Source organism: Streptomyces sp. NBC_00414 (genome assembly GCF_036038375.1).
Classification (GTDB): Bacteria; Actinomycetota; Actinomycetes; order Streptomycetales; family Streptomycetaceae; genus Streptomyces.
The window spans coordinates 9,889,867-9,904,384 of record NZ_CP107935.1; the positions used below are offsets into that span (position 1 = coordinate 9,889,867).

Genomic DNA, 14,518 nt, shown 5'->3' on the forward strand with positions numbered 1-14,518 from the left:
AGGGGCGCGACATCTTCCGGCAACGAAGTGGTTTCAACTTCTTGACAGGAGCCTGTGGCGGCGGCCACGCTCTGGGCCACCGAGTGGGCACGTTCCCATTGTCGATTGGGAACGTGCCCATCGGACAAATCGGGCCTGCGGAGCGGACCGCGGGGCCCGAACTCCGGTGCGTCAGCGCCGCCGCTAGGAGGACGAAATGGGCAAGGTCCGAAGGAAGTTGCGTACACGAGCCGTGGCCGCCGTATCGGTTGTGTCGGCACTCGGCCTGGTCGTGGGCTGCGGAGGCAGTGATGGCGGGGGAACCGGTGGGGGCAAGAAGGACGGCAAGACCACGATCACCATGGGGCTGTTCGGCGTCATGGGCTTCAAGGAGACCGGTCTGCTCGACAAGTACATGAAGGAGCACCCGGACGTCGTCATCAAGGCGGACGTCGCGGGTGACGAGCAGACGTACTACACCGCTCTGCAGACCCACCTGGCCGCGGGCAGCGGGCTGAAGGACATCCAGGGCATAGAGATCGGCCGGGCCAAGGAACTGTCCGACACGCAGAAGGACAAGTTCGTCGACCTGGCAGGTGCGGCCGGGACGGACCACTTCCTCCCGTGGAAGCAGAGCCAGGTCACCACCGAGGACAAGAAGGTCATCGGCCTCGGCACCGACATCGGCCCGATGGCGGTCTGTTACCGCAAGGACCTGTTCGCGCAGGCCGGCCTGCCCACCGACCGCGACGAGGTCGCCAAGCTGTGGGAGGGCGACTGGTCGAAGTACGTCGAGGCGGGCAAGACGTTCAAGAAGAAGTCGAAGGACGACAAGGTCGCCTTCATGGACAGCTCCAGCGGCCTGTTCAACGCCATGATCTACGGCAACTCCCAGCAGTTCTACGACAAGAAGGGTGAGCTCATCTACGAGACCAACCCTGTCGTCAAGGACGCGTGGAAGCTGGCCTCCGAGGCGGCCACGTCCGATCTGACCGCCAAGCTCCGCCAGTTCCAGCCCGGCTGGGACCCGGGCCTGGCCAACAGCACCTTCGCCTCCACCGTCTGCCCGGCGTGGATGCTCGCGCACATCAGCGAGAAGGCCGGACCGAAGAACAAGGGCAAGTGGGACGTGGCCAAGGCACCCCAGGGCGCCAACTGGGGCGGGTCCTTCCTCGGAGTGATGGAGAAGAGCCCGGTCAAGAAGGAGGCGCAGGACCTCGTCGCCTGGCTGACCGCTCCCGAGCAGCAGGCCTACCTCTTCAAGGAGATCGGCAACTTCCCCTCGTCGCAGACCGCGTTGGAGATGCCCGAAGTCGTCGACGCCAAGTCCGACTACTTCGCAGGCGCGCCCATCGGGCAGATTTTCGGGACCGCGGCCAAGGAGATCCCCGACGAGCAGGTGCTCGGCCGTAAGGACGGCACCATCAAGGACATCTTCTCGCAGGGTCTGACCTTGATCGAGGCGCAGGGCAAGAGCCCGAACGAGGCGTGGAAGACCACGGACAAGCGCATCCAGAAGGCCGCCGGCTGACCTCGGGGCCGCCGCTGACCGCTCCACTGCCCGCTTCCGCAGCCGCCCGGCGTCCCACGGCACAGCCCATGTGGGCCGCCGGGCCCCTGCCCGCCCCCCAGCTCACCCTCCAGGAAGGACGCCTTCCGGTGGCCATCTCCACCTCGACATCCCCAGACGGTGCGCCCGGCACCGCTCCGCCGGACGGGACCGGTACCGGCGCGGAGCGTCAGCGCCGCCGTACGCTGCTGCACCGCCTCGACGTGCACGGCGCCCCGTACGCCTTCGTCGCCCCCTTCTTCGTCGTCTTCGCCGCGTTCAGCTTCTACCCGCTCATCTACACCTCGTGGATCTCACTGCACCGTGTCGAACTGTCGACCCTGAATGTCATGGAGTGGGTCGGCTTCGACAACTACACGGCCCTGTGGGAGGACGACCGCTTCTGGAACGCGCTGCTCAACACGTTCACCATCGGTGTCCTGTCGACCGTGCCGCAGCTGATGATGGCGCTCGGTCTCGCCCATCTGCTCAACTACCAGCTGCGTGGCTCGACGTTCTTCCGGGTCGCCGCCCTGACTCCCTACGCCACCTCGGTGGGCGCCGCGGCCCTGGTGTTCACGATGCTCTTCGAACGCGACTTCGGCATGATCAACTGGATGCTGAGCCTGGTCGGCATCGACAACATCGACTTCGAGAACAACAAGTGGGCCGCGCAGACGGCCATTTCCACGATCGTCATCTGGCGGTGGACCGGCTACAACGCCCTGCTCTACCTCGCGGCGATGCAGGCGATCCCGCGCGACCGCTACGAGGCCGCGGCCATCGACGGCGCCTCGCGCTGGCAGCAGTTCCTCAAGGTCACCGTCCCCGGTATCCGCTCCACCATCGTGTTCACCATCGTCCTGTCCACGATCGGCGCCACCCAGCTCTTCGGTGAGCCCCTGATCTTCGGCCAGGGCCCGAACGGCATCACCGGGGGAGCGGACAACCAGTACCAGACGCTGGGACTGCTGCTGTACGAGGAGGGCTGGAAGAACTACCAGATGGGCCGGGCCGCCACGGTCGCCTGGGCGATGTTCCTGCTGCTCATTGTCCTGTTCGTCGTCCAACGAGTCGTCAAGCGCGTCCTGGCGCGCAAGGCCTGACCGGGAGATACCCATGACCACAGACAGCATCCCGGTCCGGACGGCGGACGCACCCCCCAAGTCCGCGCGGAAGACAGGGAAGAGCGCCCCGCCCGGCGGCCGGAGCCGACAGCTGTTCCGGCACCCGGGCGCCGGACGGCAGCACCACGCGGGCCCCCTCGCCTACATCCTGCTGGGGATCGCGGCGCTGTTCTCGCTCTTCCCGCTGTACTGGACGATGGTGGCGGCGTCGAGCGACAACACGCGCGTCACCCAGACACCTCCGCCGTTCCTGCCGGGACCCCACCTCCTGGACAACCTCGGCAAGGCCTGGCAGGACGCCGCACTGGGCAAGGCCATGCTCAACAGCCTGATCGTGGCCGGCGTGATCGCCCTGTCCACGGTGCTGTTCGCCACCCTCGCCGGCTTCGCCTTCGCGAAACTCCGTTTCAAGGGCCGCAACATCCTGCTCATGCTGGTGATCGGCACGATGCTGGTACCGCCGCAACTCGGCGTCGTGCCCCTGTTCATGATGATGACCGAGCTGGGCTGGGGCCAGCAGCTGCCCGCCGTCATCTTCCCCACGCTCGTCAGCGCCGTCGGCGTCTTCTTCATGCGGCAGTACCTGAGCGAGGCACTGCCCGACGAACTCGTCGAGGCCGGACGCGTGGACGGTGCGCACTCCCTGCGCATCTTCTGGAGCATCGTGCTGCCGATCGCCCGGCCGCCCATGGCCGTGCTGTTCATGATCACGTTCGTGCACGCCTGGAACGACTTCTTCTGGCCGTTCATCGTGCTCGACATGTCCAATCCGACGGTGCCCGTCGCCCTCACCCAGCTGAGCGCGGGATACGTACGCGACCAGTCGCTGATCATGGCGGGCGCCCTGCTCGGCACACTGCCCCTGCTCGCCATGTTCATCGTCTTCGGCCGGCAGATCGTCGGCGGCATCATGCAGGGAGCCGTCAAGGGATGAGCGCCCCGCCGCCCCGCCGGTGCCGTGGCCCGCCGCCGCTCGGGCCCCCCTTCGCCACTCACGCCCCGCAGAACATCTGGAAGGACTCCCGTGACCACCGTTACCCGACGTGTCGCGCCCACCCCGGAAAACTCCACCGCCGTTCGCTTCCCGCAGGGTTTCACCTGGGGCACGGCGACCGCCGCCTACCAGATCGAGGGCGCGGCCACCGCGGACGGACGCACCCCCTCGATCTGGGACACCTACTCGCACACGCCCGGCAGGGTGCGCAACGGCGACACCGGTGACGTGGCCACCGACCACTACCACCGCTGGCGCGAGGACGTCGAGATCATGGCCGATCTCGGTGTGAGCGCCTACCGGTTCTCCCTGTCGTGGCCGCGGGTGCAGCCGACCGGCCGCGGCCCCGCCGTCCAGAAGGGGCTCGACTTCTACCGCGCCCTGACCGACGCACTGCTGGAGAAGGGCATCGAACCGGTCGTCACGCTCTACCACTGGGACCTGCCGCAGCACCTGGAGGACGCGGGCGGCTGGCCGGAGCGCGTCACGACCGACCGGTTCGCCGAATACGCGACCCTGGCGGCCCGTGCGCTGGGGGACCGGGTGAAGACCTGGACCACCCTCAACGAGCCCTGGTGCAGCGCTTTTCTCGGATACGGTTCCGGTGTCCACGCCCCCGGACGCACCGACCCGGTCGCGGCCCTGCGTGCGGCACACCACCTCAACCTCGGCCACGGCAAGGCCGTTCAGGCGTTGCGGGCCGAACTGCCGTCCTACGCGCGGGCGTCCATCACGCTCAACATCCACCACGTCAGGGCGCTGACCGACACCCCCGAGGACCTGGACGCGGCCCGCCGGATCGACGCGCTGGCCAACCGCGTGTTCACCGGCCCCCTGCTGGAAGGCGAGTACCCGCAGGACCTCCTCCAGGACACGGCCGGCCTGACCGACTGGTCCTTCGTGCAGGACGGCGACCTCGCCACGATCAACCAGCCGCTGGACTTCCTGGGCGTCAACTACTACACCCCCACCGTGGTGTCCGCCGCCACCGGCGAGGCCAGCCACGGCTCCGACGGGCACGGCTCGAGCGAGCACAGCCCGTGGCCGGGGGCCGAGGTCGCCTTCCACCGGCCCGAGGGCAGCACCACCGCGATGGGCTGGGCGGTCGACCCCAGCGGTCTCTACGACCTGCTGCTCCGACTCAAGGCGGACTTCCCCGCGATGCCTCTGATGATCACCGAGAACGGGGCCGCGTTCGACGACTACGTCAACCCGGAGGGTGAGGTGGTCGACCCGGAACGCATCGCCTACCTCCACGGCCACCTGTCGGCCGTGCGGCGGGCGATCGCGGACGGGGTCGACGTACGCGGCTACTTCCTGTGGTCCCTGCTGGACAACTTCGAATGGGGCTACGGCTACAGCAAGCGCTTCGGAGCCGTCTACGTCGACTATCCGACCGGCAGGCGCATCCCGAAGGCCAGCGCGCGCTGGTACGCCGACGTGGCGCGCACGGGCACCCTGCCGGCCCACGGGGGTGAGAGCTGAACGAGCCGTCCGCGCACTCCCGTCGGAGCTGTGAGACAGATGTGGGGCATGTGCATGCATAGACCCACCGCGACGGGGCACCCGGGGCTTACCCGACACCGCTCGGTGTCGCCCAGTGACAATGACGCCACTGATGAAGTCCGGATTCTCGCTGTGGCGTCTGCCCACGTGCGAGCTGTGCTGTGTGGGAGGAATCACCATGATGGTGCCGGCGGAGAAGGAACTGCGTACGGTCCTGGCCCGGTTCGCCGAGGTGCGGATCGAGCACGACGTGCGTCCCACCGGCCGCACCAGCGAGGCACTGGAGAGCGTCACCTACACGCTGTGCGTCATGACCGCCTCCCGCACCGTCGAGCAGGCTCTCCGCACGGCGGACCTCTTGATCGAGCAGTACCGCGCCGACCGGGAGGGCGCCGCGCAGGAGGACGAGATCCTGGCCGCGTAACGACCGAAACCGTCGGCCGCCCACCTGCCGGAGGGCGGCCGGACCTCAGCGAGTACGCGCGGGCATGACGATGTCGTACTGGGTGATCTTGCGGTAGACGGTCGCGCGGCTGAGGCCGAGTACGTCCGCGGCCCGCGCCACCGTCGTGCCGGGTTCGGTGAGGCACCTGACGATCTCGTCCCGTTCCAGGGCCTGCATACGACTGAGCAGACGGGGGCCGCCGACGAAGATCTCGGCGGGGAGATGCCTGAGGTCGACGACGTCGGTACGGGAAGCGGCGTTGCCCACCACGGCGGGGAGCCGGCCCTCGGCCATGGCCGTGCGGGCCTGCCCGACCGCGTCCGTCCAGCGTGCGGAGAGGTCCAGAGACTCGCTCTCGGCTTCGGTCCGGCCCGTGAACACCTGGTACACCTCGCCACGAGGGGCCGGACGCGGCCTCCTGCCGGTCGTGCGGGCCGGCATCAGGGCGGCCGTGTTCCCGGCCGCCGCCTGCGCGAGCGCCAGCAGCGGCTTCGACGAGAAGTCCGACCCTGACGGTTCCGCAGGAGGGCTGGTCGCTGCTCGGGGAGATGGCCGTTCCGGACGACCGGGACTGAGATCAGTGTTCGAGCAGCATGCGCCGGGCCAGGCGGGCGAGCTCCCGGGTGGCGGGTGACAGCACCGCTCCCTGGCGCCGGACCACGGCGATGGTGTCGTACAGCGGATCGGAGAAACCGACGGTGTGCAGGTTCTCCGGGAACGTGCGGCTGCCCGCGACCGCGCGGGAGACGATCGTGTCTCCCGCGCCCCGCGCGACGAGATGCAGCGCGGAGTCGACCTGCTCGACCTCGACCACCGGGGACAGGGTGATGCCCTCCACCTGGGCGCGTTCGGCCAGCTGGCGCCGGGTGGGGTCCCGCCAGCCGTAGTGGGCGTCGTAGAGGATCAGCGGTGCCTCGGCGAGGTCGGTCATGGTCACCGGCCGGGCGGTGCGCTCCGGATCCGCCGAGGCGTAGACGACCTCGTCCCGCATGAGCGGCGTGACGTCCAGACCTTCGGCATCGATGGGCAGGACGACCAGACCCGCCTCCAGATCACCCGCGGCGACGGCTTCGGCGACCTCCACCGAGTTCAGGCCCACGATCCGCAGCCGTACGCGGGGATGCCGGGCGTGGAACGTTTCGAGCAGGTCGGACAGCAGGTAGTAGTCGGCGTTGCGCAGCAGGCCGAAAGTGGCCACTCCGCCGTCCAGCGAGGTCAGGGAACGCAGTGCCCGGTCGGCGCCCTCGGCCGCCTCCGCCGCCTGCTCGGCGTAGGGCAGGAGCTCCTCGCCCGCCGCGGTCAGGACGAGCCGGCGCGCCCCCCGGGTGAACAGCGGCACCCGGTAGTGGTCCTCCATGCGTTTGATCAGTTCCGAGACCGAGGGCTGCGTCGTGCGCAGTTCCGCCGCGGCGGCGGAGAACGTGCCCAGCCGGGTGGCGGCGAGGAAGGCGCGCAGCTGGTTGAGGGTTATCGCCGGAGCGGACGAAGGTGGCATGCCGTCCACTGTGCCATAGGGGCACCCTATGGGGTGGCGAGGACAAATCGGGGTTGTCCCGGGGCAAACCGTCCTTCAGGCTCAGCTGTATGAAATTGAGCCCCCGCTTCACCGCTGCCTACGCCGACCGGTTCACCGTGCTCAAGGCTCCCGCGGTCGATGCTCCGCCGGCCCAGCGCGACCCCGAGGTGATCGAGACGGTCAGCCGCATGCTGTCCGACATCGAGCGCGACGGCCTCGACGCCGTCCGCCGTTACGCGCGCACCCTCGACGGCCAGGCCGACGGCGCGATCGAGCTCGACGCGAGGGACATAGCCCGCAGCGGCGAACGCCTGCCGAAGGACCTGCGTGCGGCGATCGAACTCGGCGCCGAGCGCACCCGGCGCTTCGCCGCCCTGCAGCGCGAGCACCTGGCGGACTTCGAGGAGGAGATCGCGCCCGGCCTGGTCGTCGGCCAGCGCTACGTACCGGTCACCGCCGTCGGCGCCTACCTTCCCGCGGGCCGCTTCCCGCTCACGGCCAGCGCCTTCATGACGGTGGGCGTGGCCAAGGTCGCGGGCGTACCCACGGTGATCGGATGCACCCCGCCCCAGCCGGACGGACGCGCCAACGACGCAGTGACCTACGCCGCTCACCTCTCCGGCATCGACCACCTCTTCGTCGTCGGCGGAGTGCAGGCCCTGGCCGGCATGGCCTTCGGCCTGCTGGGAGAGGCACCCGTCGACATGCTCGTCGGCGCCGGGAACGCCTATGTGGCCGAAGCCAAGCGCCAGTTGTTCGGCACGGTCGCCATCGACCTCCTCGCGGGGCCCTCCGAGGTCGCCGTCATCGCCGACGGCACGGCCGACGCCGAAGCCGTCGCGGCGGACCTGCTCGGCCAGGCCGAGCACGGCCCCAACTCGCCGGCCGCCCTCGTCACCACCTCCGAGAAGCTCGGCCGTGACGTCATCGCCGCCGTCGAGCGCCGGCTGCCGACCCTGTCCACGCGGGACATCTGCGGACCCGCCTGGCACGACTTCGGCTCCGTGATCCTCGTGGACAACCGGGAGGACGCGGTCGCGGTCATGGACGAACTCGCCCCGGAGCACCTGGAGGTGCAGACCGCCGAGGACGACTGGTACCACGACACACTGCGCAACTACGGCTCCCTGTTCCTCGGCCACTGGAGCACGGTCGCGTACTCGGACAAGGGCATGGCCGGCACGAACCACACCCTCCCGACCGCCGGCGGCGCCAAGCACAGCGCCGGTCTCTCCGTCTCCCGCTATCTGAAGCCGCTCACCTACCAGCGCATCACCCGTGAGGCCACGCCGCTGCTCGCCGAAGCGGTGGAGGTCATCTCCGCCAGCGAGGGCATGACCGCCCACCAGGCCACGGCCACCCTCCGCCTGCGTTCCTACGCCGGCTGAACCCCTCCCACACAGGCCCGAACAGGCCTACGCAGTCCCAGACAGGCCCACGCAGGCCCACACAGGAACGGTGCACCGGATGAAATCCGTACGTCGTGAGGTACGCCGCCTCGTATTCCGCGAGAGAGCGGGCGCGCCCCGCCGTGCCCGGGGCGCCGCCGCGGCCGTCGCCCTGGCCGCGGTCCTCGTCAGCGCCGGGTGCGGTGCGCCCGGCGCGGGGAAGTCCGCCACCGCCGGGACGCAGTCCTTCGTCACCGAGCCCGTGACCACCGCGCAGGTCGCCGCCCTCGGCGACGTCACCCTGCGGATGTGGGCGGACCAGGCCGAGAAGCCGCTGATGAGATCGGTCGTCCCGGCCTTCGAGAAGAAGTACCCGAACGTCACCGTCGACATCACCTACAAGAGCTTCGACGACCTCATCGCGACCGTCGTCAACGCCGCCTCCGGCAGCACCCCGCCCGACCTGTTCCAGGGCAACATCGGCTACGCGGTCGACGGGGCCCTGGTCAAGGCCAAGCTGGTCCGCCCGCTCGACGACGTGGCCGCGACCTACGGCTGGCTCACGGGCACCGGCGCGAGCACCCTGGCACCGGCCCGCTGGAACAGCGCCGGGACCGCCTTCGGCGACGGCAACCTCTACGGGATGTCCCCGATCAGCGAGGTGCAGGGCATCTACTACAACAAGGCCCTGCTGAAATCCCTCGACCTGGAACCGCCGCAGTCCCTGAGCGACCTCGAAAAGGCGCTGCCGGTCGTCGAGAAGGCCGGCGAGCAGCCCGTCATGCTGGGCAACAGTGACCAGTACGCCGCCACCCACATCTTCTCCGACCTCGCCGTCACCGAGCAGAGCCCCGCCTCCATCAGCGACTGGATCGGCGGCAAGGCCGGCACGACCTTCGCCACCGACGGGAACGAGAAGGCTGCCGCCACCATGGCCGACTGGGCGAAGAAGGGCTACTTCGGCTCCGGTTACGACGGCCTCAGCAACGAGGACGCGATCGCCCGGTTCGCCAAGGGTTCGGGCGCCTTCTTCGTCGGGGGCTCCTGGAACGGCGCCAAGCTCGACCCCGAGAAGTTCGGCTTCGGCGCGCTCACCACCGGCGGCGCCGGAGCCACCGCCTCGCCGTGGCACATCGCCGCCTCCTCCAAGGCCACCCCCGCCGCCGTCGCCTTCCTCGCCGCTCTGCACACACCCGCGACCGGCCAGAAGATCCTCGACACCGGCCGGCTGCCCGTCGTCACCGACGGTGTGAAGGGCGCGAACAGCCTGCAGAGCCAGACCCTCGACGTGCTGAAGCGCACGATCGCCGCGGGCACGCAGGTCGGCTACTACGACTGGAGCGCCACCGACATGCTCGGTGTGATGGGAGGCGGACTCCAGGAGGTCATGGCCGGCCGTACGAGCGGAGCCGCCTTCACGAAGGCGGTCCAGGACTCCTGGCTCAAGGCGAGGGAGTCGAAGTGAGCACCGTCGCCCCCGCTCGAGAACGCGGCACGGCGCCCGCGGCGACCGGCACCGGCCGGACCCGCGGACCGCGCCGCCACCGCGGCTCCCTGTCCTCGTACTCCTGGTCCTCGCTGCTGTACGTGGCTCCGGCGCTGGCGTTCTTCGCCGTCTTCGTCCTGTACCCCATCGGTATCTCGGTCTGGTACTCGTTCTACGCGTACGACGGCCTCACCGAGGGCACACCGGTCGGCTTCGGCAACTACACGGCCGTCTTCACCGACCCCGACCTGCGCGCCGCGCTGCTGCACTCGCTGGTCCTGCTGTTCTTCTACGCCGCCCTGCCGGTGGCCGTCGGCCTCCTGCTCGCCGGAGCCATGTCCCGCATCCGCGTGTACGGGCTGACACTGTTCCGGGCGGTGCTCTTCGTGCCGCAGATCCTCTCCAGCGTGGTCGTGGCCGTCGCCTGGCGGAACCTCCTCGCCGAGGACGGACCGGTCAACGCGATGCTGCGGACCGTGGGCCTGGGCCGCTTCACGACGAGCTGGCTGGGGAACTTCGACACCGCGCTGCCCTCGATCGGAGTGGTCGGCACCTGGGTGGAGTACGGCCTGTGCATGGTGCTCTTCCTCAGCGGCATCGTGGCCATCGACCGCTCGACCTACGAGGCGGCCCGGCTGGACGGCGCCGGAGCGGTACGGGAGTTCTTCTCCATCACCCTGCCCGCCCTGCGCCCGCAGATCTCCATCGCGCTGATCCTCACGGTCACCTTCGCCCTGCGCAACTTCGACCTCATCTGGAACACCACCCGCGGCGGCCCCGGCACCTCCACCACCGTGCCCAGCCTGTACGTCTACCAGGACGCGTTCCAGAACCGCATGCTCGGCCGGGCCTCCGCCCTGGCCATCGTGCTCACCGTGGTCATCCTCGTCGTCGTGGTCGCCGTACAGCTCCTGCTGCGGGAACGCGACGGCACGGGCCGCGGTCCCATGCGCCGCCGGCCCGTACGCGGCGGATCCGTACGCCGTGGTCCCGCCCGGCCGGCCAGGAAGGTGCAGCCATGAGGACCGCCCGTACCGAGAGCGTCACCACGCACGCGCTGCTCGTCCTCGCGTCCGTCGTCGCCGTCTTCCCGCTGGTGTCGATCGTCGTCTCCTCGTTCGACGGCTCCTCCGGCGGACTGTCCCTGTCCAGCTACTCGACGGCCTGGACCCAGGGCCGCTTCGGCTCCGCGCTGCTGTCGAGCGCGCTGGTGTCCGTCACCGTCGTCGTGGTCACCGTGATCCTCGCGAGCCTCGCCGGCTACGCCCTGGCCACCATGCGCGTCCCCGGCGGCAAGGTCATCCTGGGACTGCTCCTGCTCGGCCTCGTCCTCCCGTACGAGGTCACCGTGCTGCCCCTCTACGAACTGCTCGCGGGCTGGAACCTCGTCGACACCTACTGGGCGCTGATCCTTCCGCAGATCGCCCTGTCGGTCCCGCTCGGGGTGCTCTGGATGCGCACGTTCTTCGCCTCGGTCCCGCAGGAACTGCTCGAAGCTGCGCGCATCGACGGCACGAACAGGTTCCAGACGCTGCGGCTGGTCGTGCTGCCCATCGCCGGGCCCGCCCTGACGACCCTGGGCACGGTGCTCTTCCTGTTCACCTGGAACGAGTTCCTGCTGGCCCTCATCCTCGTCCCCGACAACGCGGCCGTGCAGACCGTCCCGCTGGCGCTGTCCTTCTTCTCCGGGGCCGCCCGCTCCAGCGACCCCGCCGTCACCGCGGCGGCCGCCGTCCTCGTCGCCCTTCCGGTCCTGCTGGCGTACACCGTCCTGCAACGGCGCCTGATCACCGGCCTCACCGAAGGAGCGGTGAAATGACCGTCGCCCGTCGGCCTTCCGCCAAGACCGAGGTGACCCGCGTCGTGTGCGAGCAGTTGGCGCCACGGGTCGGCGACCTGACGTACAACAAGGGGCTGGCCCTGGACGCGGTCCGGCGCGCCCTGGCCGACGGGGCCGACATCGTCGTCCTCCCCGAACTGGTCACCTCCGGCTACGTGTTCGAGACCGCCGAGGAGGCCCGGACCACCGCGATCACCGTCGAGGACCCCTTCTTCACCGAGCTGAGCGCGCTGCTCGCCGGTACACGGGGTGTCGTCGTCCTGGGCTTCTGCCAGGACGCGGGCGACACGCTGTACAACAGCGCCGCCGTGGTCGACGCGAGCGGAGTGCGGGCCGTCTACCGCAAGACCCACCTGTGGGACCGGGAGACGCTCTTCTTCACCCCCGGCGACCGGACCCCGCCGGTGGTCGACACGGCACACGGCCGCATCGGTGTACTGATCTGCTACGACCTTGAGTTCGCGGAGATGCCCCGCCGACTCGCACTCGCCGGCGCCGACCTGATAGCCGTGCCGACCAACTGGCCGCTGGTCGAGCATCCGGCCGGTCAGTACCCGGCGGAGATCATCCAGGCCCAGTCCGCCGCACGCGCCAACGGCGTCTTCATCGCCTGCGCGGACCGCAGCGGCGTCGAGCGCGGACAGCAGTGGACGCAGGGCACAGCGGTCATCGACCAGTACGGATGGCTCACGTCCACCGCGAGCGCCCCGAGCGCCGCTTCCACCGCGGCGACCGCGCCGAGTGCCGCTTCCGAGGCCGCGAGCGCTCCGAGTGCCGCTTCCGACGCCGCGAGCGCTTCGGAGCAGCGGGCCGTGGCCGACCTCTTCCTCCACCTGTCCCGCGACAAGGCCCTCTCCCCGCACAACGACCTGCTCGGCGACCGCCGGCCCGACATCTACACACAGGAGACCCCGCTGCTATGACCACGGCAGACTCCACTCCCGCAGCCGCCCAGGCCGGTCCGCCGTCCGGGCCGGCCGACGACGACTGGTGGCGGACCGCCGTCATCTACCAGATCTACCCGCGCTCGTTCGCCGACGGCGACGGTGACGGCACCGGTGACCTGCCCGGCATCGCCGGGCGGCTCGACCACCTGGCGGATCTCGGGGTCGACGCCCTGTGGCTCTCCCCGTTCTACCCCTCACCGCAGCGCGACGGCGGCTACGACGTGGCCGACTACCGCGCGGTGGACCCGCGTTACGGCACGCTCGCCGACTTTGACGCACTCCTGGCGCGCGCCCACGGGCTGGGCATCCGTGTGATCGTCGACCTCGTGCCGAACCACTGCTCCTCGGAGCACGCCGCGTTCCGTGCCGCGCTGGCCGCCGGGCCCGGCAGCGACGAGCGGGCCCTGTTCCACTTCCGCGACGGCCTCGGACCGGACGGCTTCCTGCCGCCGGGCGACTGGACGTCGATGTTCGAAGGGCCCGCCTGGACCAGGATCACCGAGGCCGACGGCCGCCCCGGCCAGTGGTATCTGCACCTGTTCGACTCCTCCCAGCCCGACTGGAACTGGGACAACCCCGCGGTGCGGGAGGACTTCGAGCGGACGCTGCGGTTCTGGCTCGACCGCGGTGTCGACGGCTTCCGCGTCGACGTGTGCGACGCCCTGGTCAAGGCCCCCGGTCTGCCCGACTGGCCCCGGCCGACCCACGGGGTGATCGAACCCGTCGACGGCGTGATGCCTCCCATGTGGGACCAGGAGGGCATCCACGAGATCTTCCGGAGCTGGCGCCGGCTGCTGGACACCTACGACGGACGGCGCATCCTGTGCGCCGAAGCGTGGCTGCCGCCGGAGCGGGCCGCCCGGATCATCCGCGCCGACGAGATGCACCAGGCGTTCAACTTCCGCTTCCTGGAGACGCCTTGGGAGGCGGCTCCCCTGCGGGGCGTCATCGACGACTCGCTGGCGGCCAACGACGCGGTCGGCGCCCCGACCACCTGGGTGCTGTCCAACCACGACGTGATGCGCCACGCGAGCCGCTTCGGGTACGACGGACAGGTCGAGCTGGAACACGGCGTGGGCGCGGACGACCCGCAGCCCGACCGTCCGCTGGGTCTGCGCCGGGCGCGAGCGGCCACCGCGCTCATGCTGGCGCTGCCCGGGTCCGCCTATCTGTACCAGGGGGAGGAACTGGGCCTGCCCGAGGTGACCGCTCTGCCGGACGAGGCACGCCAGGACCCGGTGTGGGAACGCTCCGGGCACCGCATCCGCGGACGCGACGGCTGCCGGGTTCCTCTGCCATGGACCGAGGAGGGTCCCGCCTTCGGCTTCGGCACCGGCCCCGACACCTGGCTGCCCCAGCCCGCCGACTACGGCTCGTACGCCGTGGCCGCACAGCGCGGACGTCCGGAGTCGACGCTGGAGCTGTACCGCACCCTGCTGGACCTGCGCCGCCGCCACCGGCTGGGGGAGGGGACCCTCAAGTGGGTGACTCCTCCCGACGACGCCCCGCACCCCGGGATCGACGACCTCCCCCACCTCGGAGACGACGACGTCCTGCACCTCGAAAACGGCTCCGTCCAGGTCGTCGCCAACCTCGGCGAGCACCCTGTCCCGCTGCCTCCCGCCGTACACGTCCTGGCCGCGTCCGAGCCGGTGACCAGACACGTACCCCCGGACGCCACGGTCTGGTTCACCACGGGGGAGGCCAACACCGTGCGGTAGCGGGGCGGTTAGGATCCGAG

13 protein-coding genes are annotated in these 14,518 nt (G+C 70.0%); 11 read left to right on the forward strand and 2 right to left on the reverse strand.

All coding sequences use genetic code 11. The features are described 5' to 3' along the window. Positions 1–196 precede the first annotated feature (196 nt). From OHS59_RS42325 to OHS59_RS42345, 5 genes are all read left to right on the forward strand, one after another. Positions 197–1,510 (forward strand): ABC transporter substrate-binding protein, encoded by a 1,314-nt coding sequence (locus OHS59_RS42325; RefSeq protein WP_328498648.1) that lies wholly within the window; start codon positions 197–199, stop codon positions 1,508–1,510. A gap of 128 nt (positions 1,511–1,638) precedes the next feature. Further along, positions 1,639–2,634 carry a carbohydrate ABC transporter permease gene (locus OHS59_RS42330; RefSeq protein WP_328498649.1) on the forward strand — a complete coding sequence of 332 codons (996 nt, stop codon included), beginning with the start codon at positions 1,639–1,641 and terminating at the stop codon, positions 2,632–2,634. 13 nt (positions 2,635–2,647) lie between these two features. Beyond that, positions 2,648–3,589 (forward strand): carbohydrate ABC transporter permease, encoded by a 942-nt coding sequence (locus OHS59_RS42335; RefSeq protein WP_328498650.1) that lies wholly within the window; start codon positions 2,648–2,650, stop codon positions 3,587–3,589. Positions 3,590–3,679: 90 nt separating this feature from the next. Next, positions 3,680–5,134 (forward strand): GH1 family beta-glucosidase, encoded by a 1,455-nt coding sequence (locus tag OHS59_RS42340; protein ID WP_328498651.1) that lies wholly within the window; start codon positions 3,680–3,682, stop codon positions 5,132–5,134. Positions 5,135–5,333: 199 nt separating this feature from the next. Then, positions 5,334–5,579, forward strand: coding sequence for a DUF5133 domain-containing protein (locus OHS59_RS42345; RefSeq protein ID WP_328499571.1), 246 nt, complete (start codon positions 5,334–5,336; stop codon positions 5,577–5,579). A 45-nt stretch (positions 5,580–5,624) separates the two neighbouring features. Here the strand turns inward: OHS59_RS42345 and OHS59_RS42350 are convergent, their stop codons facing one another. Next, positions 5,625–5,981 carry a helix-turn-helix domain-containing protein gene (locus OHS59_RS42350; RefSeq protein ID WP_328498652.1) on the reverse strand — a complete coding sequence of 119 codons (357 nt, stop codon included), beginning with the start codon at positions 5,979–5,981 and terminating at the stop codon, positions 5,625–5,627. A gap of 196 nt (positions 5,982–6,177) precedes the next feature. After that, the gene (locus OHS59_RS42355) at positions 6,178–7,095 is read right to left on the reverse strand and encodes a LysR family transcriptional regulator (protein ID WP_328498653.1); all 918 of its coding nucleotides are present in this window, start codon (positions 7,093–7,095) and stop codon (positions 6,178–6,180) included. An 89-nt stretch (positions 7,096–7,184) separates the two neighbouring features. On the opposite strand from OHS59_RS42355, the gene hisD reads away from it, so the two are divergent. The 6 genes from hisD (at position 7,185) to OHS59_RS42385 (ending at position 14,498) form a co-directional block, all read left to right on the forward strand. Further along, on the forward strand, positions 7,185–8,504 hold the full coding sequence (gene hisD, locus OHS59_RS42360) for a histidinol dehydrogenase (protein ID WP_328498654.1): 1,320 nt from the start codon (positions 7,185–7,187) through the stop codon (positions 8,502–8,504). A gap of 79 nt (positions 8,505–8,583) precedes the next feature. After that, complete coding sequence (locus tag OHS59_RS42365; protein WP_328498655.1) at positions 8,584–9,969, forward strand: ABC transporter substrate-binding protein; 1,386 nt, start codon at positions 8,584–8,586, stop codon at positions 9,967–9,969. After that, positions 9,966–11,012 (forward strand): carbohydrate ABC transporter permease, encoded by a 1,047-nt coding sequence (locus OHS59_RS42370; RefSeq protein WP_328498656.1) that lies wholly within the window; start codon positions 9,966–9,968, stop codon positions 11,010–11,012. Before OHS59_RS42365 ends, OHS59_RS42370 begins: the two co-directional genes overlap by 4 nt. Further along, entirely contained in the window at positions 11,009–11,809 is an 801-nt protein-coding gene (locus OHS59_RS42375; protein ID WP_328498657.1) for a carbohydrate ABC transporter permease, read from the forward strand. Before OHS59_RS42370 ends, OHS59_RS42375 begins: the two co-directional genes overlap by 4 nt. Further along, a complete protein-coding gene (locus OHS59_RS42380) occupies positions 11,806–12,753 on the forward strand; it encodes a nitrilase-related carbon-nitrogen hydrolase (RefSeq protein WP_328498658.1) in 948 nt (315 codons plus the stop codon). Before OHS59_RS42375 ends, OHS59_RS42380 begins: the two co-directional genes overlap by 4 nt. Then, positions 12,750–14,498: a glycoside hydrolase family 13 protein gene (locus OHS59_RS42385; protein ID WP_328498659.1), complete on the forward strand. Its 1,749-nt coding sequence runs from the start codon at positions 12,750–12,752 to the stop codon at positions 14,496–14,498. Before OHS59_RS42380 ends, OHS59_RS42385 begins: the two co-directional genes overlap by 4 nt. The last annotated feature ends 20 nt before the right edge of the window (positions 14,499–14,518 follow it).